Here is a 24,694-nt window from a genome sequence, read left to right as displayed (position 1 = left end):
TTTTTGCCAATCGCCGATGTCAAAACCGTCAAAACCATTCGTGAGTCTCTGCTGACGCTGAAAGACCGGCGTTTTATTGCTATTTTTCTGCTCGGCTTCTCCAGTGGTTTCCCCTGGGTACTGCACGGATCGGTGCTGACGTTGTGGATGCAGTCATCGGGTTTGTCCAGATCTGCTATTGGTTATATCGGTGCGGTTGCCACGGTCTATGCTATCAACTGGACGTGGGCTCCCTTCGTCGATAAAGTTCGCCTGCCAGTACTGTACCGGATATTCGGGCAGCGTCGCTCGTGGATCCTTCTGACCCAGACCCTGATAGTGGTATCCATTCTACTGCTCAGTTTTGGTGACCCGCGTCAGAACCTGATGCTGGTCAGTCTGTGCGCGCTGAGTGTTGCCATTTTCTCTGCGACCCAGGATATTGCCGTTGATGCCTACCGCATCAATATCTTCACGCGCCGGGAGATGGACGACAAAATGCCCTTTGCCGCTGCGGTGACCACTACGGGCTGGTGGGCGGGGTATGGTTTTATCGGCGGTGCCCTGGCGCTGGGCCTGGGGGGCGAAACCATAGGTCTGGCCTGGCCCGATGTGTATCGGGTGCTGGCACTTCTGTATGTCGGCCTGATGATCTGCGTCATGCTGGTCCGGGAACCCGCAGAGGAAACGGCCGGTGTTTCCGACAGCGCTGACAGTGTTCTGGCGCTGGATGATGCGCAAGTGGCACAGGCAGGCGGTGCTGACGAGCTGCGTGGCTGGCCTAAAGTCAAATTGTGGTTCAACACCTTGCTGATCGGACCGTTCCGGGAGTTTTTTCAGCGTTGTGGCTGGAAACTGGCGTTGTCCATATTTGCGCTGCTGATCCTGTTTCGGCTGGGCGATGCCATGCTTGGCCGCATGTCTCTGGTGTTTTATGTGGAAATCGGTTTCAGCCGGGACGAGATAGCGTTTTATACCAAGTTTTTTGGCGGCCTGATGACGGCGTTTTTCTGTCTTGCCGGGGCTCTGATCAATACCCGCTTTGGTGTTCTCAAGGGTTTGTTTGTCGGCGGCATCGCGATGGGGGTGGCCAACTGCATGTTTGCCATCATCGCCATTGTCGGGCCCAGCGTGCCGTTGTTGCTGGTGACCCTGGTGGTGGATAACTTCACGGCTGCCTTCGCTACCGTGGCCTTCATATCCTTTATCTCCTATTTTACCAGTCGTACCTATACCGGCACCCAGTACGCATTGATGTCCTCGGTGTCCAATTTTGGACGCACTACCCTGGCAGCCAGCAGTGGCTTCCTGGTGGACTCGCTGGGCGGCAACTGGGCCCTGTTCTTTGTGTTGACCGGTGCCATGGTGATTCCGGGCCTGTTGATGTTATGGTACATCGGTAAGCAGGTGGAGGAGTACCGGGACCGTCAGCCCGCCTGAACGAACCAGTGCGCTCCAGCATCAATCCATTGCCATGAGACCCATTATGCCTTTTCCATTGCTGGCCTTTATTGTTATCCCCATCGCTGAGCTGCTGCTTCTGTTTGAAGTGGCGGATCTGATTGGCGGGCTGGCAACGCTGGGCCTGGTCATCGTCACCGCATTTGTTGGCATCAATGTCTTGCGGATTCAGGGCTTCAGTACCCTCAGTCGTGCCAATCAACGCATGGCCGGAGGCGAGCTGCCGGGGCAGGAAATTGTGGAAGGCATGCTTCTGGCCTTTGCCGGGGCCTTGCTGCTGACGCCGGGCCTGATCACCGACGCCATTGGTTTTGCGCTGCTGACGCCGCCAATACGGCGCAAATTGGCGTTGCGACTGATGCGCAGCGGTACCGGCTTTTTTGTCGGTGGCATGAGTGGTCGCACATCGGGCTTTGGTGCAGGCTTCTCGGGGTATCGCGGCCGCAGCGGCGCCGGCCCCGACAAGGCTGAAGGCACCACCGTTGACGGAGAAATCGTGGACCGGGACGACCACGACGGGACCGGAAAGCTGTCCGGAGATGACAAAACCAAATCCTGATCTGTGCGGGTCTTCTGTGCGGCACGCACCATGATCCTGACCGGGCCTGGCAGGCTCGCTGAAATGCGCAGAATGTAAAATATTTTTTGCTCCCGCCATTGAAATTCGCCGTCTGAACCCCATTAACGCAGACACAAGCAGTTATTAAGTTTTGCTGCGCCGGCTCCTGTCAGATGACAGGCTGTAAGTGAGCCGGGCAGCGTTTCGTCCATCATCAATCAAGATGTTAAGTCAGGAGAATACGAATAATGAAGATTCGACCTTTGCAAGACCGTGTTGTCGTGCGCCGCAAGGAAGAGGAAACCAAGACCGCCGGTGGTATCGTGCTGCCAGGTTCTGCCGCTGAAAAGCCCGCTCAGGGCGAAGTACTTGCCGTAGGCCCGGGCCGGATTCTGGAAAACGGCGACAAGCGTCCGATAGACCTGAAGGTCGGTGACACGGTGGTATTCGGCAAATACGCCAGCAACACTGTGAAAATAGACGACGAAGAGCTGCTCATCCTGAGCGAAAACGAAATTTTCGGTGTGATTGAAGGCTGATAAGCCGCTCACTCAGCTAATTTGTCCGACTAAATCCAATTTCAGCCCAATTTCAGATACAGGAAATAAATAACATGGCTAAAGACGTAAAATTTGGTGATTCCGCCCGCCAGAAACTGCTTAAAGGCGTAAACGTACTGGCAGATGCCGTCAAGGTAACCCTGGGCCCCAAAGGCCGCAACGTGGTTCTGGACAAGTCATTCGGTGCTCCGACTGTCACTAAAGACGGTGTGTCCGTGGCCAAGGAAATCGAGCTGCAGGACAAGTTCGAGAACATGGGCGCGCAGATGGTCAAGGAAGTTGCTTCCCAGACGTCTGACGTGGCTGGTGACGGCACCACGACTGCTACCGTATTGGCGCAGGCCATCCTGAACGAAGGCCTCAAGTCAGTTGCCGCCGGCATGAACCCGATGGACCTGAAGCGCGGTATCGACAAGGCCGTAAAGGCCATGGTCGAGGAAATCGGCAAGCTGTCGACCCCTTGTGCCAACTCCAAGGCTATCGCTCAGGTCGGTTCCATTTCCGCTAACTCCGATGACGATATCGGTCAGATCATTGCCGAAGCCATGGAGAAAGTGGGCAAGGAAGGCGTGATCACGGTTGAAGAAGGTTCTGGCTTTGAAAACGAGCTGGACGTGGTTGAAGGCATGCAGTTCGACCGTGGTTACCTGTCGCCGTACTTCATCAACAACCAGGACAACATGAGCGCGGAACTTGAAAACCCGCATATCCTGCTGGTTGACAAGAAAATCTCCAACATCCGCGAAATGCTGCCGCTGCTGGAAGGCGTGGCCAAATCCGGCCGCCCGCTGCTGGTGATTGCGGAAGACGTGGAAGGCGAAGCGCTGGCGACCCTGATCGTCAACAATATGCGCGGTATCGTGAAAGTGGCTGCGGCCAAGGCACCAGGCTTTGGTGACCGTCGTAAAGCCATGCTGGAAGACATCGCCATCCTGACCGGTGGTACTGTGATTTCCGAAGAAGTGGGCCTGAGCCTGGAGCAAGCCGATGTATCGCATCTGGGTAGCGCCAAGACTGTTACCCTGTCCAAGGAAAACACCATCATTGTTGACGGTTCCGGCGATTCCAAAGCGATCGAAGCACGCGTTGGCCAGATCCGCAAGCAGATCGAAGATACCAGCTCTGACTACGATAAAGAGAAGCTGCAGGAACGCGTGGCCAAGCTGGCTGGCGGTGTTGCCGTAATCAAGGTTGGTGCCGGCACCGAGATGGAAATGAAAGAGAAAAAAGCCCGCGTGGAAGACGCGCTGCACTCAACCCGTGCTGCGGTTGAAGAAGGCGTGGTACCTGGCGGTGGCGTTGCCCTGGTGCGTGCTCTGCAGGCCGTTGAAGGCAAGGTGAAAGGTGACAACGAAGACCAGAACGTGGGTATCGCGCTGTTGCTGCGTGCCGTGACATCACCGCTGCGTCAGATCGTGAAGAACGCTGGTGATGAGCCTTCAGTTGTTCTGGACAAGGTCAAGGGCCTGAAAGGCAACATGGGTTACAACGCGGCCAACGGTGAGTACGTTGACATGGTTGAAGCCGGTATTATCGATCCGGCCAAGGTAACCCGCAGCGCGCTGCAGGCAGCCGGCTCGGTTGCTGGTCTGATGATCACCACCGAGTGCATGGTCACCGAGATCGTTGAAGACAAGCCTGCTGGCGGCCCGGATATGGGTGGCATGGGTGGTATGGGCGGTATGGGTGGCATGGGCGGTATGATGTAAGCCCGGCTTTCCATAGACATAAAAAAAGGGCCAGCGTTTTTGCGCTGGCCCTTTTTTTTGGTTCTGTGTGCAGCGCAGGAGCCGATACGGGGGTCGGCAGGTTTTTGCTCCTGCAAAACCTGCATTTCCGCCATCCATGGCGGGCAGTCTCGGAACGGTCGCCGTTGGCGCCCTGATTGTTCCTCGACGGACGCCCCGCATCAGCTCCTGCGCTGAGCGAGACAGTCCCGTGTAATTACGGTTCGCGGTTGCCGTCGATTTCGATGACAACGCGGCGGTCAGGTGCCAGGCAGGCAATTGTGGCAGCGTTACCGCCCCCCAGGTTACGACAATCGCTTGATGGAATCGTGGCCTCGTCGTTGGCGACACCTCTGGCTGTGATTCTGTTTGCCGGGATGCCACCGTTGACCAGATACTGTCGCACCGCGTTGGCCCGGCGCTCAGACAGCCCCAGATTGTATTCGCGTGAACCGATACGGTCTGTGTGTCCCACCACGATAGCAGCCTCGAAATCAAGTTCATTGATTTGACGCAGCAGCGCATCCAGCTCCTGTTGCCCCGCAGAACTGATTGTCCAATCGTCAAAGCCAAACAGCACGTCGGATTCCAGCGTCACGCTGACGGGCTCAGGTGCTGGCGGTGGCGTGGGTGTTGGCCTCGGCGCGGGCGCAGGTGTTGGTGCTACAGGTGCCGGGGCTGCGGTGCGGCCAAACCGGTAAACCAAGCCAACAGTTGCCAATGTTGCTTTGTTGTCGATCATCTGGTTTGTAGGCAACTGGTAGGCTTCCAGCTCGGCGCGTGCTGACAGTGCGTCGGAGAAGGCATATTCGAGACCCAGACCGGCCTTCAGCTTGTTGTCACGTGGAGTCTGGTTGTCAAAACCGGTGGGGGGAGTCAAAGGGAATTGGCGAAATGACTGCGCGACGGTGGTATGAGTCATACCTGCGCGCAGGAGCGCGGTAAGATTGTCCGTTATCGGCATTTTTGTTACCAGATCCACGCCGATTCCCTCTATGCTTGCTCTGCCGCGCATATTTTGCGCAGGAGCCAGCGTGGTGTTGAATTCGTACTGACCCAGATCAAAATAACTGAACTCGACAGCGAAAGTCGGGTTGATATCGAAACCGAACAGAAGTTTCCCCCCAAAGTCGTCATCTGTTTTGTTTATCGAGCGGACCTGTCGGCCATCCGCGTTGAAGCCTTGTACCAGATCAGAGCGCGATATATGGCCTTGGCTTTCACCAATGCTGACACCGCCATAAAAACCATTGTCCTGGGCAAATGCGGATGGGGTTGCAACAAATGAGCTTGCAAACAACAAGGGTGTTGAAACTATAAAAGATGCGAGTGGGCTTTTGATAAATTTGTTGGCGTGCTTCATTCGTTTGAACTCCATTTTAGAATTAGCAGGTATGATGATACCTTGTTGCGTGGGACCAGTAAACGAAAGTTACTCCAGTCGAAATGTGCTTGAGATATGTCCTCGAAAAGAGTAGTATACGCCTCGCTTTCAAGCCCCCCTGCCTTGCTGCCGTTGGCGCATTGAAGTTTGAACCCCCTGTCTGAAGATCCTCCCCGCTCCGGGTCTTATCTTTGTTGTTTTTAACAATCAGTGATACTGATTGTCTCAAAAAGGTAAGCTAAATGCTTAAGTACGCTATTTTATCCGTTTCGCTGATTACGGTGATGGCGGGTGCAATGATTGCGCCTGCAGTCGCCTCAATTGCACTCGCGTTTCCACAGGCCAGTCCGTTCCAGATTAATCTGCTGACATCACTTCATGCCGGCATGGTGGTGCCTTTCAGTTTTGTTTCCGGTTATCTGGTCAGGTATTATTCAAAAAAATCAATATTGATTGGTTCACTGATACTTTATCTGATCGGCGGAATCGGTGGTGCATTGTCCACCGATATGATGTTCATGCTTTTCACCCGGGTGCTATTGGGTATCTCGGTGGGTCTGATGATTCCGATCTCGATCACGCTCATATCCGATTATTACGAAGGTGAAGAACGCACCAAAACCCTGGGTTTGCAGAGTGCGGCAACCAATCTCGGTGGCATCATTGCCATTGTTGTTTCAGGCTTTCTGGCGCTGCGCGGCTGGCAGTATTCCTTCCTGGCGTATGGCATGGCGGCGTTTATTCTTGTGCTGGTCATTGCCTTTTTACCCAAAATTGTCCCCGCGCCTTATGAAAAGGCATCGGCCAATAACAGACTGGATGGACGGGTTTTCCTGCTCGCGGTCTACATGATTATGACCTTTATCGTGTTTTTTGGCATTCCGTCCAATATGTCATTGTTCCTCAGCGAGATGGACGTCACCAATACAGTGGTCAACGGAATTATTATCGCAGTCTGTTCCGTTGGCGGTTTTCTCGGCGGTATGTCGATGGCATATTTTCGCAAACTGTATAAAAGTTTCTTTATTCCGATTCAAGTACTGTACATGGCAGTCGGCTTTGTGCTGATTGCCTTCCTCAACCAGTATCTTGTATTGCTGGGTCTTGGTGTATTGATTCTGGGTTTTGGTTACGGCAGTACGGTACCGGTCATTTTTGACAGCGCTACCAAGATTACTACCGGTGCTGCGACATCAACCGCAACAGCGGTATTGGTCAGCAGCATCTATCTGGGGCAATTTATCGCGCCTAACTTTCTGGGTACGGTGTCCAGAACCTTCGGCGACGGGTCAGTTTATTTTTCCTACACCATCATGGCCCTGATTCTGGTGCTGGTGGCAGTGATGTTGATGGCCGAGCGTGCGTTGCACTTTAGCGGTATGAAACGTTGGCTGTCGCGGAGCAGCAGCAAACACGCGTTTAACGAGTTGCGAAGTCAAAACATAGAATTACAGGGGAAAATCGAAGAGATTTCCACCCGCCTGAACAGCGCTCTGCAACAGCAGAATGCGGACAGCCAGGAACAGATGGCACTGTTGAAAGGCATGCAGGAAGATTTTGCCAGACGTATGGAATCCTTAAGCAAGCGCGATGTGTCAGGGCACTCCTGATGCATCGGGTGTTGCACACGATTCACGGGCAGTCCCAGCGATTGCCTGTTACCTACAATACGAAAGGAATTTAATCATGCACAAGAACATTATCGCCTGTATCGATGGCTCCAAATTTTCCCAGGCTGTTTGCGATGCCGCCGCCTGGTCGGCACAACGGCTGAATGCACCGCTACACTTGCTCAACGTGTCAGAGCCGCTGTTAGCGGAACCGGCAGAACCTGCCGAGACTCCGACTGAGCGCGACAAACACGAAGAAATTGAAAGCCAGCTTCAACAGCTGGATTATCAGAGAGCGCAGCTCTCGCGTAAGCGTGGCGATGCCATACTGGAAAAATCGTCTGCTCGCATAGTTAAAGCCGGAAGTGTTGAACCCAGGCTGCTTCAGGTCCGTGGCACACTGTCCAATATCGTGGAGGAAATGGAAGACGACATACGTCTGTTGATTCTGGGTAAGCGTGGCGACGATACGCTTGCCTCGGGCAGCATCGGTTCGCACATTGAGCAGATAATTCGTAACTTGCGGCGACCCATGTTGATTGTGATGGAGCAGTTTGTTGCCCCGCGACGGGTGTTGATGGCATTTGACGGTAGCGCAACCACAGCAAAAGGTGTGCGTCTGATTGCTGAGAGCCCGTTGTTTAATGGTATTGAATGTCATGTGGTGCAGGTGGGGGCGGATACTGACGAGCACAGAGAGCAACTGCGGTGGGCAGAGCAGACATTGGAAGAAGGTGATATTCCGACTATTACTCGTCTTCTTGTCACCAATGATGTAGACGATAGTCTTTCCACTTACACCCGTGACAATGAGATTGATATGGTCATCATGGGTGCTTACAGCCATTCGCGTCTGCGGCAATTATTGTGGGGTAGTAATACCACAAAATTGTTGAGTCACTCTTCGGTGCCGGTGCTGGTTCTGCGATAAAGTTATTACAAAATTGACGATATGTGAGCCGAACAAGAGGAACAGACATGACACAGTCATCAGTCAATAACAATGTCACGGAGGCATTTTCCAAAATGCCTTCCGCATCAAAAGCGTTCGTTGAACCCTTGAGGCGTGCGGATATCCGTATCGGGGGTACACGGCCCTGGGACATTCGGTTTAATTCGGCCGGTGTACTCAACCGCGTACTAACTCGCGGTAGTCTGGGGCTCGGCGAGGCCTATATGGATGGCGAGTGGGACGTACCGAGGCTTGATGAGTTTTTTTACCGCGTCTTGAGAGCGCAGCTGGATCAGACAATCAAACCCGCCAGTCTGGCGCTGCATGCGTTGCGAGCTCGCTTCTTCAACTTACAGAATATCAAGCGTTCCTGGCAAGTTGGAGAGCAACATTACGACCTTGGAAATGAGTTTTACGCGGCAATGCTTGGTCCTCGTATGGTGTACACCTGCGGCTATTGGCGGAATGCGGAAACCCTGGCTGAGGCGCAGGAGGCTAAACTGGATCTGATCTGCCGTAAGCTGCGGCTCGAGCCTGGCATGCGGGTGCTGGACATTGGCTGCGGTTGGGGTAGCTTCATGAGCTACGCCGCCGAACACTACGGTGTGGAATGTGTGGGGGTGACGATCTCAAAGGAGCAATCGGAATGGGGTCAAGAAAAGTACAAGGGTCTGCCGATTGAGTTTCGCCTCCAGGATTATAGAGATATAAACGAACGTTTCGACCATGTTGTCAGTATTGGCATGTTCGAGCATGTAGGGCGCAAAAATTACACGACCTACATGGATGTTGCGGGTCGTTGTCTGAAAGAAGATGGTTTGTTTTTGTTGCATACCATAGGCAAGAACGTCAATACGTCAGGCGTTGATCCCTGGATAGATAAATACATCTTTCCCAACGGTGAGATTCCTTCCCTGGCTCAGATCGCCAGCAGTGTAGAAAATCGTTTTATCATTGAAGATATACATAATTTCGGCGCAGACTACGACAAAACACTGATGGCGTGGTTCGCCAATTTCGAAGCGGCGTGGCCACAATTCAAAGAAGAATTGGGGGCACGCTTTTATCGAATGTGGCGCTATTACTTATTGTCTTGCGCCGGAGCGTTCCGCGCACGGGATCTGCAGCTTTGGCAACTGGTGTTGTCACGGCATGGCGTTGACGGTGGTTATAGCCGGGTCAGTTAAGCGGGCAACTGCTTTTCCTTTTAATGTGTAAATCTTCACTTTGTCGCTAATTGTTCTCAGAAAAGGCGTTTTCAGGTATACTACGCGCTTTTTCTTGCACAGGGGCGACGACTATGTCTGAGCTTGTTGGGTCTGCACTGGTTGGCGTGATCATGGGCTCCAAATCCGATTGGGCTACCATGAGTCATACGGTAGATATGCTGGAACAGCTGGGGATACCGCATGAGGTCAGGGTGGTTTCGGCGCACAGGACACCGGATCTGCTGTTTTCCTATGCAGACGAGGCGGCTGGTCGCGGCATCGAGGTGATCATAGCCGGTGCCGGTGGTGCTGCCCATTTGCCGGGCATGTGTGCCGCAAAAACACATTTGCCGGTGCTGGGCGTGCCCGTGCAGTCATCCATGCTGTCAGGGGTGGACTCCCTGCTGTCCATCGTGCAGATGCCAGCCGGTATTGCCGTGGCAACATTGGCAATAGGCCGCGCCGGTGCGGTCAATGCAGCCCTGCTGGCAGCCAGCATTCTGGGCAACAAATATCCTGAGCACCAGCAGTCGCTGAAGGCGTTCCGCGCCAAACAGACGAGTAATGTGCTTGATAATTCTGATCCACGGCAGGCCTGAGCTATCATGAAAATAGGTGTTATAGGTGGCGGACAGTTGGGCCGGATGTTGGCTTTGGCAGGTACCCCCCTGGGCATGAAATTTGTTTTTCTGGACCCGGCACAGGACGCCTGCGCGGCGGCGCTGGGCGAACACATTCGCGCTGATTACCACGATCATGAACATTTGCGTCAGTTGGCCGATCAGGTTGACCTGGTGACCTTTGAATTCGAAAGTGTGCCGGCCGACACGGTCGCTTTTCTGTCCCAGTTCGTTCCCGTATTTCCGAGTGCCGAGTCGCTGCGTATTGCCCGCGACCGCCTGCTGGAGAAGAACCTGTTTCGCAGCCTGGATATTCCGGTTGCGCCCTACGCCGCCATTGATTCGCAGGCTGATCTGGAGCAGGCGGCGGCCAGTATCGGCTTGCCGGCAGTGCTCAAGACCCGCACCCTGGGTTATGACGGAAAGGGTCAAAAAGTACTGCGTAGCTCTGCCGATGTCAGTAGAGCATTCGCCGAACTGGGCAGTGTGCCCTGTATTCTGGAAGATTTTGTTGAATTCAGCGGCGAGGTGTCGCTGATCGCGGTTCGCGGTCGCGATGGCGCCAGCAAGTGCTACCCCTTGGTCCATAATACGCACAACGAGGGGGTTCTTCGGGTGTCTATTGCCAGCGATCAACATCCGCTGCAAGCGTTGGCCGAGCAGTACACGTCGGCCGTGTTGGAACATCTGGATTACGTGGGTGTGCTTGCATTCGAATTTTTCGAAGTTGATGGCGGGCTCAAGGCCAATGAAATTGCACCCAGAGTGCACAACTCCGGGCACTGGACAATTGAAGGGGCAGAGTGCAGCCAGTTTGAAAACCACCTGCGGGCCATTACCGGATTGTCGCTGGGATCGACCGCAAAACTTGGTGAAAGCGCCATGATTAATTTTATTGGCAGTGTCCCTGGCATTAACAAGCTTGCTGCTGTTGCTGACTGCCACGTGCATGACTACAACAAGGCGTTCAAGGATGGCCGCAAAGTTGGGCATGCCACTGTGCGCAGCGTCGATGCGGACACCATGCGTCGCCAGCTTGGCAAGGTCAAGGCGCTGATAGCTGCTGACAATTGATCGGTGCCTGTGGTACAACAGAGCGTTAGAGCATAAACCACAGGTGACAAGATGCTGACCCGTACCATCGTCAATCGCCGGTCTTTGAGATCGCATTTTTTAAGCTGGTTTCTGAAGCGCCGTTTCAAACCCAAACTTTTACGTCCTGATTTTGATCCCGCGCGTTTTCGCGTGACGCTGGATCGTGACATGGGGAAAAACCCTATCGCCAGCGATGTCGACGTGACGTCGGTACAGCATGAGGGTGTTAATGGTGAATGGCTGACACCGGCATCATGCAGTGGCCCGCGCGTTGTGCTCTACAGCCACGGTGGTGGTTATCTGTTTGGTTCGCCTTTGTCTTATCGTGCCTTTACGTCGCGGCTTGCGGTCGCCTGCGATGCCCGCGTGTTTGTACTGGATTACCGTCTGGCACCCGAGCATCCGTTTCCTGCTGCCGCTGATGATGTTTTTGCCGCCTATCGTTACCTGCTGACCGAGCATGATGCTGCTGATATTTTGCTCGCGGGCGACTCGGCCGGTGCCGGCCTGTCCCTGTCCCTGCTGGTGCAGATACGTGAAGCCGGGTTGCCCATGCCAGCTGCTGCGGTGCTGCTATCTCCCTATGCCGATCTGGCTGTGACCAGTGAGTCAGTGGACAGCAATACCCGAACCTGCGCCATGTTCAGCGGCGATGCTATTCGCCGGGCCGCCGCCACCTATCTCAATGGCGCATCGGCCATGGACGCCCGGGCGTCACCGTTATACACCGAGTATGCCGGATTTCCGCCACTGCTGATTTACGTCAGTGACAATGAAGTATTGCGTGATGATGGATTACGCGTGGCCGAGCGGGCTGCAGCCGCGGATGTGTCGACTGACCTGCGAATCTGGCGTGGACAACCACATGTGTGGCCTTTGTTTGTGCCGGTGTTGCCGGAGGCGAATCAAGTCATGCGGGAGATCGGTGACTATGTAAGGCAGTTCTCCGCCTGACCGGACACTGGTCGCCGGGCTGACGGCTCAGGGCTCTCGCAGAACCAATTCCACCCGGCGATTGCCAGCCCGGTTTTGCGGTGTATCGTTTGGCTGCAGAGGACGGGTGTCGGCATAACCCACCGCACGCATGCGAGTGGCGGAGATGCCGTCAAACTCCAGGAAGCGCAATACAGAGATGGCACGGTCGCTGGACAGCTCCCAGTTCGATGGAAACTGAGGCGTGTTGATGGGGATGTTGTCGGTATGGCCTTCGATCGAGATTTCACCCTCAAAAGCATTGAGGAACCCCGTCAGTTGACTGATCAGCATCATACCTTCATACATAAGCTCAGCCTGACCGCTGGCAAACAGCAGATTGTCTGCAATGCGCAAAGTCAGGCCTTCGCGCCCGGGCTGGGCGTCCACACCCTGAAGGGACAAGGCGTCCAGACTATTTTCCAGGCTCTCCAGACGTGCATCCTGATCGGCGTCGCTGCCCTCATCTTCAGCATCCGGTGTGGTTTCTCCGGAGGTCCCCTCCAGCAAGCTGTTGTATTCCGGCAGCACGCCAATGCCGCCGGGCATGACGCCGCCGGTTTCGTCCAAAGGCGTTTGCGTGGTTGACCCGGCCGCTGACCCGGCAGAACCGGTTTGCGCGATTTCTGCGGGGATGTCGTCATCGTCGGTTTTGGGTTCGCTCATGGCCAGCAGCAGGACAAAAAACGCGATCAGTAGCGTCAGGACATCCAGGTAACTGAGCATCCAGCTATTATCGGTGCCCTCGGACGAACCGGGTTCGTCGCCGACCATGTCAACGGCATAGCGGCTATTTTCCACGCGCGGCCCCTTTCAGCGGTGGCATGCCCTTGTCGCGGATTTCATCCTGATAGGTTGCAGCAAAGGATTTCAGTGTGTCTTCAATGAAGGATGGTGGACGCCGTTTGCTCATCATGGCAATGCCTTCCAGCACCATGTTCATGGCGATCAGGCGCTCCTCCGTGCGTCGCTCCAGTTTGACCGCAATGGGTTGCAAAAACACGTTGCCCAGCAGGATGCCGTAAAACGTGGTCAGCAGTGCAACGGCCATTTGCGGGCCAATCATGTCGAGGCTGCCAGAGTCCATCACGGCCAGCATGTTGACCAGGCCAACCAGGGTGCCAATCATGCCGAAGGCGGCGGCATAGGTCGACATGGTACGGAAAATGTGGGCTTCTGCGCGTTCGCGCGCCTTCACGCGCGCGATACGCCAGCGCAGCGTATCGATGATTTCCTGCTCGTCTGTATTGGCAATGACCAACTGAATACCGGTGCGCAGGAAGGGGTTCTTTATTTTGGCCAGCGCATCGTCTACATCCTTGATATTGCCCTGAAACCACAGACGTGAAACCTGTACCATCTCCTTGATATCGTCACGGGTATAGGTGTTTTCGCGCCTGAACACCAGTGCCACCAGGCCGAATACGCGTACCACCTCTTTCAGCGGATAACTGATGAAAGTAGCTGCCATGGTGCCGGTAATGACGATGGCCAGGCCAGGCAGGTTAAGAAAGCTGGATTCCGATTCCGCAGAGAAAAACAGCACACTGCCCAGCAGCGCTACGCTGGCGAGCATGCCTATGATGGTTGATGGATTCATGCGGCGTCCTGACAGTCAATTCGCGAATTAGGGGCTTCAACGCAGATAATGTCGGCGGCTGCGGGCAAATCTTTAACAGGATATCAGGCGATGTCGGCAGAATGCGCGTGCTTGTTGTTCAGGCGTGGGGGAGGCGTATTCCATACTGCGCTTCAGTGTTTTGTGTGCCAGTTCCTAAGTAAACTCGAAACTCTGGATCAGCGCGTCGCGAATCTGGGTATCGCTGATGTCCTGCTGATAACGCAGAAGACCTTCCTGAAGACGATCAATCGCCTTGCTGAACGGTTCAAGATTGGGTTTGTTGTCACTCACGGGTCTCTCCTGACGTTCTATCAACTCAAGATGCCAATATCACCCAATAAACAAACGAAAATCATATCCCGAGCTGCTCGCGTATTGTTATTGCACTTGGCAGCTGTCTGTAGAAGAATCAGGGCAGAAAATCAATCAGTTATGCGGCGTCACAGGATGTGATCATGAACCGTTTTGAGCGGATATACAAAATTCACGAGATGCTGCGAACCGCCCGGCAGCCTGTGCCCATGAGGGCCTTCATTCAGGCGCTGGATAGCTCTCGCAACTCCGTCACCCGCGATTTTGAGTACCTGCGCGACATGCTGGGCGCGCCGCTGGTGTATTCCCGCGAGCACAATGGCCATCGCTACGACCCGGGTGCAGGCGTATTTGAGCTGCCGGGCTTCTGGATGAATTCCGGCGAACTGTACGCCCTGCTGGCAAGCGAACAGTTGCTGGAACAGGTGCAACCTGGTTTATTGGGCGATCGTCTGCTGCCGCTGAAAGAGCGCATTCGCAACCTGCTGGGCGAATCCGGCCATTCGGCTGAACGCATCAGCGAAAAGATCCAGATTCAGCCCATTCAGTTCCGCGTTATCAGTCCTGCCATTTTTGACCCGGTGGCCGAAGCCACACTGGCAGCGCAACAGTTGCGCTTTGACTATCATAGCCGCAGCAGCGTCGCATCTGAAAACCGCCTGACGCACCCGCAGCGATTGATTCACTACCGTTCCAACTGGTACCTGGTGGCCCACTGCGAGGCCGCTCAGGACCTGCGCCTGTTCTCGCTGGACCGCATTGCGGCGCCTGTCGTTCAAAATGTCCCTTGCCAGGTCGTTGTGCCTGTTGATCTGGACCATTTCCTGGGGAGCGGATTTGGCATTTTTGGCGGCCAGGCCAAAAGCACGGCACACCTGCGCTTCAGCGCCCAGGCGGCCAAATGGGTAGCGGAGGAGAGCTGGCACCCCGAACAAGTGGGTGAATGGCGTGACGAGGGTTATCACCTTAGTCTGCCCTATGCCGACTCACCCGAATTGGTCATGGATATTCTGCGTTATGCGGAGCATGTTGAGGTGCTTGCACCTGCGGAGTTGCGCACTGAGGTGGCAGAGAAAATCAGGAAAATGTATGGAATTTACTGGTAATTTTTCCAGTGGTGCATGTGGTGGGGCAGGTGGGGTGTTAGGGTTGATTAAATCCTGGAAAATTGACTTTCAGCGGAAGAACTAATGACGCAAAATCCAACATACTATGCTCACTCCGCATCGGGGTTGCCAGAGGCCGACTGGCAACTACTGAGTGAACACTTACAGGTAGTTGGACGTCTCGGAGCGAAAAAGGCTGCACACTTTGGTGCGTCAAACCTCGCTGAAATTGTTGGACTGCTGCACGACGTAGGCAAATACTGCCCGGAATTTCAAGATCGGTTGCGAGGTTCCAGCAAAAAAGTGGACCACGCAACCTGGGGTGCAAAGATTGTACTGGAGCGCTATGGCGAGTTGGGAAAGCTGTTGGCTTATGCAATTGCCGGCCATCATGCAGGCTTAGCAGATGGTCGAGAAGACGTCGAAAACCGCATTACGCCCTTGGCCAATCGTTTGAAACGTGAATCCGAAACTAAATTGGATCCGGCATGGGAATCGGAAATACCTCTACCCCAGGATCTAAATTTACCTCCATTCAAAATTCGCCAGGGTCAGCAATACTTCCAGCTAGCATTTTTGGGGAGGATGATATTTTCCAGCTTGGTGGATTCGGATTTTCTGGATACCGAAGCATTTTATGACCGGATTGAAAAACGAGAGGCTCGAAACAGTGTTTTCCCGACAATTGAGGAGCTCCATGCACAACTTAATAAGTATCTGGCGCAACCAAAATTCAACGATAGCCATGGAGTCAACAAGATCCGGGCACAAATTCTCGCCGAGGTCAAAGGCAAGTCGGCAGAAGAGCCTGGACTGTTTTCGCTAAACGTACCAACGGGTGGTGGTAAAACACTGACATCACTCGCGTTTTCCCTCGATCACGCCATTAAACACGGATTGCGTCGAGTCATATTGGTCATCCCGTTCACCAGCATTGTTGAGCAGAATGCAGCGGTATTTCGGGAGGCTCTAGGCCCGTTGGGTAAGCATGCAGTATTGGAGCACCACAGCGCATTTTCGGATGATCAAAGGGATTACAAGGATCCTGATTCTAGAGATAAGCTGCGGCAGGCGGCAGAGAACTGGGAAGCGCCTATTATAGTGACGACGGCTGTTCAGTTCTTCGAAAGTCTTTTTGCTAATCGATCGTCGCGTTGTCGAAAATTACACAATATCGCCAATAGTGTTGTCATTTTGGATGAGGCCCAGACTCTACCACTGAAGCTACTTCGGCCATGTGTTGCTGCGATCAGCGAGCTTGCACTGAATTATCGAACAAGTGCCGTGCTGTGCACCGCTACTCAACCTGCTCTTAGAGAGTCGGACGGATTTATTGATGGCCTCATCGGAGTAAGAGATCTGGTGTCCGATCCGCAATCGCTTCACCAGCAACTGCAGCGAGTGTCGATCAAACACATCGGTGATCTGACTGATGATGATCTTGTCCATCGGGTGAATGCAGAACACCAGGTGCTGTGCATTGTTAATAATCGACGACATGCAAGAAGTCTTTTTGATCAAATCAGATCACAAGACGGTGCCTTTCACCTGACGACCCTCATGTGTGCCCGGCATCGCAGTGAGCAGCTTGATCTAATCCGGGCGACTTTGAAAAGTGGCAAACCATGTCGCGTGGTGTCGACATCATTGATTGAAGCAGGCGTAGATGTCGATTTCCCGACCGTTTACCGCGCGGAGGCTGGCCTGGACTCAATTGCTCAGTCAGCGGGGCGATGCAACCGGGAGGGAAGTAATGCTGTGCAAGACAGTTGGGTGTATGTCTTCAATGTGGCTAGCGACTGGAACACACCCCCAGAACTTGCGCAGTATGCGCAGGCCTGTCGAAGTGTTTTTCGTCAACATGAATCAAATCCTCTGGCGCTGGGTGCCATTATCGACTATTTCCGTGAAGTCTATTGGTTGAAGGAAAAGGAACTGGACGCCTATGAATTGTTGAGCGCGATTGAACGAGGGCGAGTGGACGGGATTCCATACGAGAAAATAGCCAATAAGTTCCGGATGATTGAGAGCAATATGAAGCCTGTCATCGTTCCATATTTCGGAGACGGTGAAGCTGCGGGAAACGCTGAAGTCACGAGGCTATGTAAAGAACTCGCATACATGGAATATCCGGGGCGAATTGCTAAGAAGTTGCAGGGATATTTGGTGCAGGTGCCGGAGTATGGCCTCCAGGCTCTGGTAGCCGCAGGAGCAGTGCATGCCATCAATCCTCAAAAATTTGGTGATCAGTTTATGGAACTATGTAAACCAGATTTGTACGACCCGGTTTGTGGCCTGAGTTGGGAAAACCCAGAGTTTACGTCGGCGGAGCAAAGCGTCATTTGAATAATGTGTATTATTTGCAGCCTGAAAGGTATCAGGAGGAGCTATGGCATATGGAGTCAAACTAAAGGTCTGGGGGGATAGGGCCTGTTTCACGAGACCGGAGATGAAAGCGGAACGAGTCAGCTACGACGTCATCACGCCCTCGGCAGCACGTGGGATCCTCGAAGCCATTCATTGGAAGCCAGCTATACGATGGCGTATTGATCATATCCTTGTGCTGAAGCCAATTCGATTTGAATCGATACGGCGCAACGAAGTGGGCAGTAAACTCTCTGCAGCTTCGGTAAAAAAAGCAATGAATGCTGGATCAACGGACGGACTTGTGGCGCTCGTGGATCAGGATCGTCAGCAACGCGCGGCTACCGTTCTTAAGGATGTTGCCTATGTCATAGAGGCTCACTTTGAGTTGACAGATCTTGCTGAGCCCTCGGAAACAGAAGGCAAGCATCTGGATATATTCAACCGTCGTGCACGTAAAGGGCAGTTCTTCCATGCACCCTGCCTGGGTGTACGAGAGTTCCCCGCGAACTTTGAATTGCTGGAAAATGAGAACTACCCGGAGCCGGATTCGTTTTTCGCTGGCGAAAGGGATCTGGGCTGGATGTTGCACGACTTCGACTTTACGGCGGACAACACGCCGTATTTTTTTCGTGCCGTGATGCGGGATGGGTGGATTGACGTTCCGGAAACTGATGCGGAGGGAGTTAAATCATGATCCTGATAGCATTAAATGATTACTACAACAGACTGGTGGAACAGGGTGTCGATGATGTGCCGCCATTCGGGTTTAGTCAGGAGCAGGTAAGTTTTGCCCTGGTTATTAATAGGGCCGGGGATTTGGTTGATGTCATCAGCCTTATGGACACGTCAGGTAAAAAGCCACGTCCAAGAGTGATGCAGGTGCCTCAGCCCCCGAAGCGATCTTCGGGAATTTCGCCTTGCCTGTTTTGGGATAAAACAGGTTATGTCCTTGGACTCACTGCCAGTGAGGCGGAAAGGGATATTGAGCGAGCAGGCAGGACGTTTGATGCATTCAGGAATTATCATCAGGAGCTACTGGATGGTACAGAGGACGAAGGCCTACAGGCATTATTGGCATTTTTAACCAAATGGAATCCGGTCTCGCCAGAGCTGATTGACAAAGTACCTCCCGAGGCGCTCGATACGAATATTGTATTTCGTGTTGATGGAGAGCGGGACTTTTTGCATCAACGTCCAGCTGCCAGAGCAGTTCGTGCCAAGCAAGTGGAACAAAATAGTGAGGGGTCGACTACATGTCTGGTGACCGGTGAAATAGCGTCGATTTCACAACTGCATCCCACTATAAAGAATGTCAATGGCGCTCAGAGTTCCGGCGCTTCACTCGTTTCATTTAACCAGAATGCATTTGAGTCGTATGGAAAATCGCAAGGCGATAACGCACCTGTTTCGAGCCGGGCGTCATTCGGATACGGAACTGCCTTGAATTATTTACTACGCCGAGGTGAAGCCAATAAGCACAGACTGCAGATAGGGGACGCTACCGTTGTTTTTTGGGCAGAAGCAGGTGCAAATACCAGCTGCGATACAGCGGAGTCACTATTCAGCATTTTACTGCAGCCGCCCGGGCATGACGACGAGTCGGAAAATGTCTTGCTGCAGTCAACACTGTCGGCGGTTGCTAAAGGCCGCCCCTTAACAGATCTGAACATGGATTTGCAGCCAGACACCAGAATATTCGTACTGGGTCTGTCACCAAATGCTGCCAGGCTATCTATACGATTCTGGCAGGTTGATAGTCTGGAAGTATTTGCGCGTCGAATGGCTCAGCACTACCAGGATATGTTGCTGGACCCTCTGCCCTGGAAGAGCGAGCCTGCCATCTGGCGTCTTCTATCTGAAACCGTCCCTCATAGAGGTGGATCCAAACCCAAGCTGGAGGATGTGGCACCTCACTTGGCCGGTGAACTGGCGCGATCCATCCTGACGGGACAACGTTATCCCCGCAGTTTGCTCAGTAATCTTTTGATGAGAATGCGTGCAGATGGAGATATATCGTCACTTCGAGTTGCGTTGTGTAAAGCGGTACTCACAAGAGAGGCTCGGCTGACCAAGAAACTAACCAACCACAAGGAGATCCCCGTGAGTCTAGATACTGAAAATTCGGATCCAGGCTACCTGCTTGGTCGATTGTTTGCTTCGTTAGAGTCCATTCAAAGCGCTGCGTTGGGTCGCAATGTTAACGCGACGATTCGTGATCGTTACTTTGGCGCAGCATCAGCAACGCCAGCCCACATTTTCCCGGTATTGCTGAGAAGTGCACAAAATCACATGAGCAAGGTGAAAAAAAACAAACCTGGGTTAGCGACTAATCTGGAAAAGCAACTGGATGAAATCGTTGGTAAGTTGCCATCGCAATTCCCAAAAAGTCTGGGTATGGAGTCACAGGGTCGGTTCGCCATTGGTTACTACCATCAGCGGGCGGAGATATTCAAAAAACATGAACCTGAAATCATGGAAGGAGAAGAGTGATGAGCGTTTTAAAGAACCGTTATGAGTTTGTTTTTCTATTTGATGTGATCAATGGGAACCCGAATGGTGATCCTGATGCTGGCAATATGCCAAGGTTAGATCCAGAAACAAATCAGGGTCTGGTGACAGATGTTTGTCTGAAGCGAAAGATCCGAAATTTTGTGGCGCTCGCCAAGGAAGATACCGCTGGTTATGACATCTATATGCAGGAAAAATCTGTGCTGAATAATCAGCATAAAAAGGCTTACAAAGCACTGGATATCGAGCATGAGGCCAAAAAGCTGCCTAAAGATCAGCAGAAAGCGCTGGAGCTGACTCAGTGGATGTGTGCTAATTATTTTGATGTACGTGCCTTCGGCGCTGTGATGACCACTGAAGTGAATGCGGGGCAAGTCCGTGGTCCGGTACAACTGGCGTTTGCGCATTCAATTGATCCTATTGTCCCTATGGAAATTTCCATCACGCGCATGGCTGTGACTAATGAGAAGGATCTGGAAAAGGAGCGCACAATGGGGCGCAAACACATTGTTCCATACGGTTTGTACCGAATGCATGGTTATGTGTCCGCGAAGCTGGCAGAGAAAACCGGATTCTCGGAAGATGATCTGCAGTTGCTATGGCAGTCATTGATCAATGCGTTTGAGCACGACCGTTCGGCCGCACGTGGTGAAATGTCTGCTCGTAAACTAATTGTATTCAAGCACGACAATCCAATGGGCAATGCGCCTGCTCATAAGTTGTTTGAGTCTGTTAGAGTTGAAAGACTTAATGGTGATTCTGATACTCCGGCGAGGGGTTACACTGACTATAAAGTTATCGTAAATAAGTCCGAGGTTTCGGAAGGCGTGGTTGTTCAGGAGCTTTTGTGACTGAGCTGTCAGGCCCAAACCCGTCGAATTCGACGGGTTTGCCCACGGTAGAAGATTATCTGGCAATTTCAGCACTTCAGCACTACGCATACTGCCCCAGGCAGTTTGCGCTGATACACATCGAGCAGGCCTGGGCCGAGAACCGATTCACAGCAGAGGGACAGGTGCTTCATCAAAGAGTTGATTCACATGAAACTGAGCAGCGCGGGAAAGTGCGCTACGAACGCAGTGTTTCGTTAATGTCACATGAGTTGGGATTAATCGGCAAGATGGATCTGATTGAGATCGAAACCGGTAGTCCAACACGATATTTTCCGGTGGAATACAAACGAGGCAAGCCCAAGATCGAGGAATGGGACAAAATCCAGCTGTGTGCCCAGGCGTTTTGCATAGAGGAGATGCGTGAAACGACTGTACCTGACGGAGCGATCTGGTACTGGGAGGTACGCCGCCGGGAGTCCGTTGTCATAAATGAGCAACTGCGCAACTTGACTCGCGATGTCATCGAAGACGCACGGTATTTACTGAAAAACGGGCTCACGCCGGCTCCCCTGGCTACAAAGTCGAGGTGCCGTGCCTGTTCTTTGAAAGATATCTGTCAACCTGACACATTTCGATCCGATAAGACAACCCAGTACGTTGCGGAAATAGGTGAATGAAAAAGCTGCTGAACTCCCTTTATATCAATCGTCAGGAAACTTATGTTCACAAGGAACGGGAGACGATTGTCATAAAATTAAAGGGCGAAAAACTAGGCCAGTTCCCGGCCATCAATATGGCCAGCATCGTCTGTTTTGGAAACGTCTCCGTGTCACCCTTCTTGATGGGCTATTGCGCAGAACAGGGCATTGGTCTGACGTTCTACACCCAGTATGGCCGATTTCTGGCAAGGATTCAGGGCAGAATTACCGGTAATGTATTACTTCGACGCAAGCAGTTCAGATGGGCAGACGATGAAGTAGCGTCCACAAATATTGCCAGATTGATTGTCGCTGCGAAAATTGCCAATTCCAGATCAGTCTTACTCAGGGAAATTCGTAACCATGGCGATAATCAGGCACTGCGAGCGGCCAGCGATCGCTTGGCCATTAGTTGTCGGCGCGCCAAGAATGCTGCCAGTGTTGATGAGGCGCGGGGCATAGAAGGGGAAGCAGCCGCGACATATTTTTCTGTATTTAACGAACTGATTCGTGGCCCTGGGTTCGTCTTTGGTGGTCGTGTCAGGCGACCTCCCACTGACCCTGTGAACGCCATGTTATCGTTTGCCTATTCGTTGATTGCACAAGAATGTATTTCGGCTCTCGCTGGCGTTGGTCTTGATCCCTACGTGGGGTACTTACACAAAGATCGACCTGGTCGGTCGAGTTTGGCACTGGATCTGTTGGAGGAATTTCGTGCAGCATGGGCGGATCGCTTCGTATTGACTTTGATCAATAGACGTCAGTTTCAGTTGAGCGATTTTGTGACCGAGGCCAGTGGTGCTGTCCGAATGAGTGATGATTCACGTAAGCAGTTTCTCGTGGCCTATCAGGAGCGCAAACAGGTGGAAGTAGTTCACCCATATTTGGAAGAGCAAGTGCCGATTGGACTATTGCCCCATTGCCAGGCAATGTTGCTGGCCCGTCACATTCGTGGTGACACTGAACTCTACCCACCGTACGTACTGAAGTAATGTTAGTCTTAGTGACGTACGATGTCAGTGTGGTTTCCAAAGGCGGTCAGAAGCGTCTGAGACGCATTGCTAAAACCTGCCTGGACTACGGTAGCCGGGTACAAAACTCTGTGTTCGAGTGCGAAGTTGATCCCGCTCAGTTTACGATGTTGAAATCGAAATTACTCGATATCTACGATCCTCAAGAGGATAGCCTCCGGTTCTATTTCTTGGGTGGCAAAGGCCGGCAACGGGTCGAACATCATGGTGCCAAGCCAGTTCATGATATGGTGCGAGATGCCCTTATTCTGTGACCGCTAACCTTGAGTTCTCATCTAAACTCCGGCAGGTTAGCGCTTCTCTATCTACTTGTTCTTTAACAATATATTTTAGTGGCAGTAAATAGTTTTGCTGCGTATTGAGCCCCTTCTGCAGGTTAGCGGCAGATTCGGAGTTTGCTGATACCTGTCAAGTAGTTATACTGCTGCGGTCGCGCCCCACGCGGGCGCGTGGATTGAAACCAGATCCTCGCCGTCATACAGAAACTTCGGGTTGGGTCGCGCCCCACGCGGGCGCGTGGATTGAAACGTGTCTGAGTACGCGTTTCTGCATAGCGATATGGTCGCGCCCCACGCGGGCGCGTGGATTGAAACTCTTTCACCGGGTAGATGTTGTCCTTTTTATCGGCGTCGCGCCCCACGCGGGCGCGTGGATTGAAACAGGAGTTTACAAAAATGAAAAATGATTTGGATAGGTCGCGCCCCACGCGGGCGCGTGGATTGAAACCGATAACATCAGGTGGGCTGAGCTGGGAAAGGTCGGTCGCGCCCCACGCGGGCGCGTGGATTGAAACGTTTGCGTCGATGCAGGGCTGCCAGAGCACATCGGTCGCGCCCCACGCGGGCGCGTGGATTGAAACAATACCAATAGCGCAGTTCGAGCTGATCAATGGGCGTCGCGCCCCACGCGGGCGCGTGGATTGAAACCGGCTGTAATCGCACCGCCACCCACATACGCGGAAGTCGCGCCCCACGCGGGCGCGTGGATTGAAACGCTTTTGGATGGTGTCATGCTTTATGTTATCAAGGTCGCGCCCCACGCGGGCGCGTGGATTGAAACTGCGCCCGAAACTGCGCAAGCCTTTCATTTACTGTCGCGCCCCACGCGGGCGCGTGGATTGAAACTCGGCGTTTGGGGTACTATCCTCAACTACATGAAGTCGCGCCCCACGCGGGCGCGTGGATTGAAACGCATCAATCTCGCGTGTGGCTATTGATTCCTGCACGGTCGCGCCCCACGCGGGCGCGTGGATTGAAACGTATCGGTGGAACAAAAAACTGATACCGGGCGGGGTCGCGCCCCACGCGGGCGCGTGGATTGAAACGGGCGGTGGCTGATTATTTGGAGGAATCGGAATGAGTCGCGCCCCACGCGGGCGCGTGGATTGAAACAGGTCCGACGCGTCCAGATCAACCGCCTGCACCTTGTCGCGCCCCACGCGGGCGCGTGGATTGAAACACGGGCCAGCATTTCAGTGCCGGTGATTTTCACGTCGCGCCCCACGCGGGCGCGTGGATTGAAACTTGGTCAGAACAGCGCTCAAACCTTCCGTAGGCTGTCGCGCCCCACGCGGGCGCGTGGATTGAAACTCGGTTTCATCGGCGCTCAGGTCATACCAGCCCAGGTCGCGCCCCACGCGGGCGCGTGGATTGAAACGAGACGTCACTGGGCAAAGAAAGCATCTGTTGCGGTCGCGCCCCACGCGGGCGCGTGGATTGAAACTCGCCAATCTTGGCGGCCTGAAGGGGCATTTTTTTGTCGCGCCCCACGCGGGCGCGTGGATTGAAACATCGGCAATGGCCTGCGCCTGCGCTGTCAGATCAGGTCGCGCCCCACGCGGGCGCGTGGATTGAAACTGTCAGTGCGGGTGTCGTGATGCGTGGCAGTACTGGTCGCGCCCCACGCGGGCGCGTGGATTGAAACAATGACAAATCTTTATCTGTGATCATGTTCAGGCTGTCGCGCCCCACGCGGGCGCGTGGATTGAAACGAAACCCTGAGCGCCGACACCTTGCTCATGATCAAGTCGCGCCCCTCGCGGGCGCGTGGATTGAAACGAAACCCTGAGCGCCGACACCTTGCTCATGATCA

22 protein-coding genes and 1 CRISPR repeat array are annotated in these 24,694 nt (G+C 53.4%); of the genes, 18 read left to right on the top strand and 4 right to left on the bottom strand.

The window, feature by feature from the left end:
• The first annotated feature begins 3 nt into the window (after positions 1–3).
• From WD071_RS12340 to groL, 4 genes are all read left to right on the top strand, one after another.
• The gene (locus tag WD071_RS12340) at positions 4–1,419 is read left to right on the top strand and encodes a hypothetical protein (RefSeq protein WP_368048689.1); all 1,416 of its coding nucleotides are present in this window, start codon (positions 4–6) and stop codon (positions 1,417–1,419) included.
• A 46-nt stretch (positions 1,420–1,465) separates the two neighbouring features.
• Positions 1,466–1,999 carry an FxsA family protein gene (locus WD071_RS12335; RefSeq protein WP_368048688.1) on the top strand — a complete coding sequence of 178 codons (534 nt, stop codon included), beginning with the start codon at positions 1,466–1,468 and terminating at the stop codon, positions 1,997–1,999.
• Between the two features lie 248 nt (positions 2,000–2,247).
• Positions 2,248–2,538, top strand: coding sequence for a co-chaperone GroES (locus WD071_RS12330; protein WP_294130603.1), 291 nt, complete (start codon positions 2,248–2,250; stop codon positions 2,536–2,538).
• A gap of 74 nt (positions 2,539–2,612) precedes the next feature.
• A complete protein-coding gene (gene groL, locus WD071_RS12325; protein WP_368048687.1) occupies positions 2,613–4,268 on the top strand; it encodes a chaperonin GroEL in 1,656 nt (551 codons plus the stop codon).
• A 235-nt stretch (positions 4,269–4,503) separates the two neighbouring features.
• On the opposite strand, the gene WD071_RS12320 is transcribed toward groL, so the two are convergent.
• Positions 4,504–5,649, bottom strand: a complete 1,146-nt coding sequence (locus WD071_RS12320) for an OmpA family protein (RefSeq protein ID WP_368048686.1) — start codon at positions 5,647–5,649, stop codon at positions 4,504–4,506.
• Positions 5,650–5,912: 263 nt separating this feature from the next.
• On the opposite strand from WD071_RS12320, the gene WD071_RS12315 reads away from it, so the two are divergent.
• The 6 genes from WD071_RS12315 to WD071_RS12290 all read left to right on the top strand — a co-directional run bounded on the left by WD071_RS12315 (position 5,913) and on the right by WD071_RS12290 (position 12,109).
• The gene (locus WD071_RS12315; RefSeq protein WP_368048685.1) at positions 5,913–7,280 is read left to right on the top strand and encodes an MFS transporter; all 1,368 of its coding nucleotides are present in this window, start codon (positions 5,913–5,915) and stop codon (positions 7,278–7,280) included.
• 76 nt (positions 7,281–7,356) lie between these two features.
• On the top strand, positions 7,357–8,211 hold the full coding sequence (locus WD071_RS12310; protein WP_368048684.1) for a universal stress protein: 855 nt from the start codon (positions 7,357–7,359) through the stop codon (positions 8,209–8,211).
• Between the two features lie 95 nt (positions 8,212–8,306).
• A complete protein-coding gene (gene cfa / locus WD071_RS12305; protein WP_368048863.1) occupies positions 8,307–9,419 on the top strand; it encodes a cyclopropane fatty acyl phospholipid synthase in 1,113 nt (370 codons plus the stop codon).
• A 113-nt stretch (positions 9,420–9,532) separates the two neighbouring features.
• Positions 9,533–10,039, top strand: coding sequence for a 5-(carboxyamino)imidazole ribonucleotide mutase (gene purE / locus WD071_RS12300; protein WP_368048683.1), 507 nt, complete (start codon positions 9,533–9,535; stop codon positions 10,037–10,039).
• A gap of 6 nt (positions 10,040–10,045) precedes the next feature.
• Entirely contained in the window at positions 10,046–11,134 is a 1,089-nt protein-coding gene (locus tag WD071_RS12295) for a 5-(carboxyamino)imidazole ribonucleotide synthase (protein WP_368048682.1), read from the top strand.
• A gap of 51 nt (positions 11,135–11,185) precedes the next feature.
• Entirely contained in the window at positions 11,186–12,109 is a 924-nt protein-coding gene (locus WD071_RS12290) for an alpha/beta hydrolase (protein ID WP_368048681.1), read from the top strand.
• A 27-nt stretch (positions 12,110–12,136) separates the two neighbouring features.
• On the opposite strand, the gene WD071_RS12285 is transcribed toward WD071_RS12290, so the two are convergent.
• The 3 genes from WD071_RS12285 to WD071_RS12275 all read right to left on the bottom strand — a co-directional run bounded on the left by WD071_RS12285 (position 12,137) and on the right by WD071_RS12275 (position 14,039).
• Positions 12,137–12,928, bottom strand: a complete 792-nt coding sequence (locus tag WD071_RS12285) for a flagellar motor protein MotB (protein WP_368048680.1) — start codon at positions 12,926–12,928, stop codon at positions 12,137–12,139.
• On the bottom strand, positions 12,918–13,727 hold the full coding sequence (locus tag WD071_RS12280) for a motility protein A (RefSeq protein WP_368048679.1): 810 nt from the start codon (positions 13,725–13,727) through the stop codon (positions 12,918–12,920). Before WD071_RS12280 ends, WD071_RS12285 begins: the two co-directional genes overlap by 11 nt.
• 174 nt (positions 13,728–13,901) lie before the next feature.
• Entirely contained in the window at positions 13,902–14,039 is a 138-nt protein-coding gene (locus WD071_RS12275; RefSeq protein WP_368048678.1) for a hypothetical protein, read from the bottom strand.
• Between the two features lie 164 nt (positions 14,040–14,203).
• On the opposite strand from WD071_RS12275, the gene WD071_RS12270 reads away from it, so the two are divergent.
• The 8 genes from WD071_RS12270 to cas2 all read left to right on the top strand — a co-directional run bounded on the left by WD071_RS12270 (position 14,204) and on the right by cas2 (position 22,857).
• Positions 14,204–15,166 carry a helix-turn-helix transcriptional regulator gene (locus WD071_RS12270; RefSeq protein ID WP_368048677.1) on the top strand — a complete coding sequence of 321 codons (963 nt, stop codon included), beginning with the start codon at positions 14,204–14,206 and terminating at the stop codon, positions 15,164–15,166.
• 84 nt (positions 15,167–15,250) lie between these two features.
• On the top strand, positions 15,251–17,512 hold the full coding sequence (locus tag WD071_RS12265) for a CRISPR-associated endonuclease Cas3'' (protein ID WP_368048676.1): 2,262 nt from the start codon (positions 15,251–15,253) through the stop codon (positions 17,510–17,512).
• Between the two features lie 43 nt (positions 17,513–17,555).
• A complete protein-coding gene (cas5c, locus tag WD071_RS12260) occupies positions 17,556–18,227 on the top strand; it encodes a type I-C CRISPR-associated protein Cas5c (RefSeq protein WP_368048675.1) in 672 nt (223 codons plus the stop codon).
• Positions 18,224–20,023, top strand: a complete 1,800-nt coding sequence (gene cas8c / locus WD071_RS12255) for a type I-C CRISPR-associated protein Cas8c/Csd1 (RefSeq protein ID WP_368048674.1) — start codon at positions 18,224–18,226, stop codon at positions 20,021–20,023. Before cas5c ends, cas8c begins: the two co-directional genes overlap by 4 nt.
• Entirely contained in the window at positions 20,023–20,892 is an 870-nt protein-coding gene (gene cas7c, locus WD071_RS12250) for a type I-C CRISPR-associated protein Cas7/Csd2 (RefSeq protein ID WP_368048673.1), read from the top strand. Before cas8c ends, cas7c begins: the two co-directional genes overlap by 1 nt.
• Positions 20,889–21,551 (top strand): CRISPR-associated protein Cas4, encoded by a 663-nt coding sequence (gene cas4, locus WD071_RS12245; protein WP_368048672.1) that lies wholly within the window; start codon positions 20,889–20,891, stop codon positions 21,549–21,551. Before cas7c ends, cas4 begins: the two co-directional genes overlap by 4 nt.
• Positions 21,548–22,564, top strand: a complete 1,017-nt coding sequence (cas1c, locus tag WD071_RS12240) for a type I-C CRISPR-associated endonuclease Cas1c (RefSeq protein WP_368048671.1) — start codon at positions 21,548–21,550, stop codon at positions 22,562–22,564. The genes cas4 and cas1c overlap by 4 nt, the downstream gene beginning before the upstream one ends.
• A complete protein-coding gene (cas2, locus tag WD071_RS12235; protein ID WP_368048670.1) occupies positions 22,564–22,857 on the top strand; it encodes a CRISPR-associated endonuclease Cas2 in 294 nt (97 codons plus the stop codon). The genes cas1c and cas2 overlap by 1 nt, the downstream gene beginning before the upstream one ends.
• Before the next feature lie 175 nt (positions 22,858–23,032).
• Positions 23,033–24,660: a CRISPR direct-repeat array (repeat unit 32 nt; unit sequence GTCGCGCCCCACGCGGGCGCGTGGATTGAAAC).
• Positions 24,661–24,694: the final 34 nt, after the last annotated feature.

This window comes from Pseudohongiella sp., assembly GCF_040877505.1.
Taxonomy (GTDB): Bacteria; Pseudomonadota; Gammaproteobacteria; order Pseudomonadales; family Pseudohongiellaceae; genus Pseudohongiella.
Note: the sequence above shows the minus strand (reverse complement) of the source record. Positions and strands in the feature narration are given on the sequence as shown.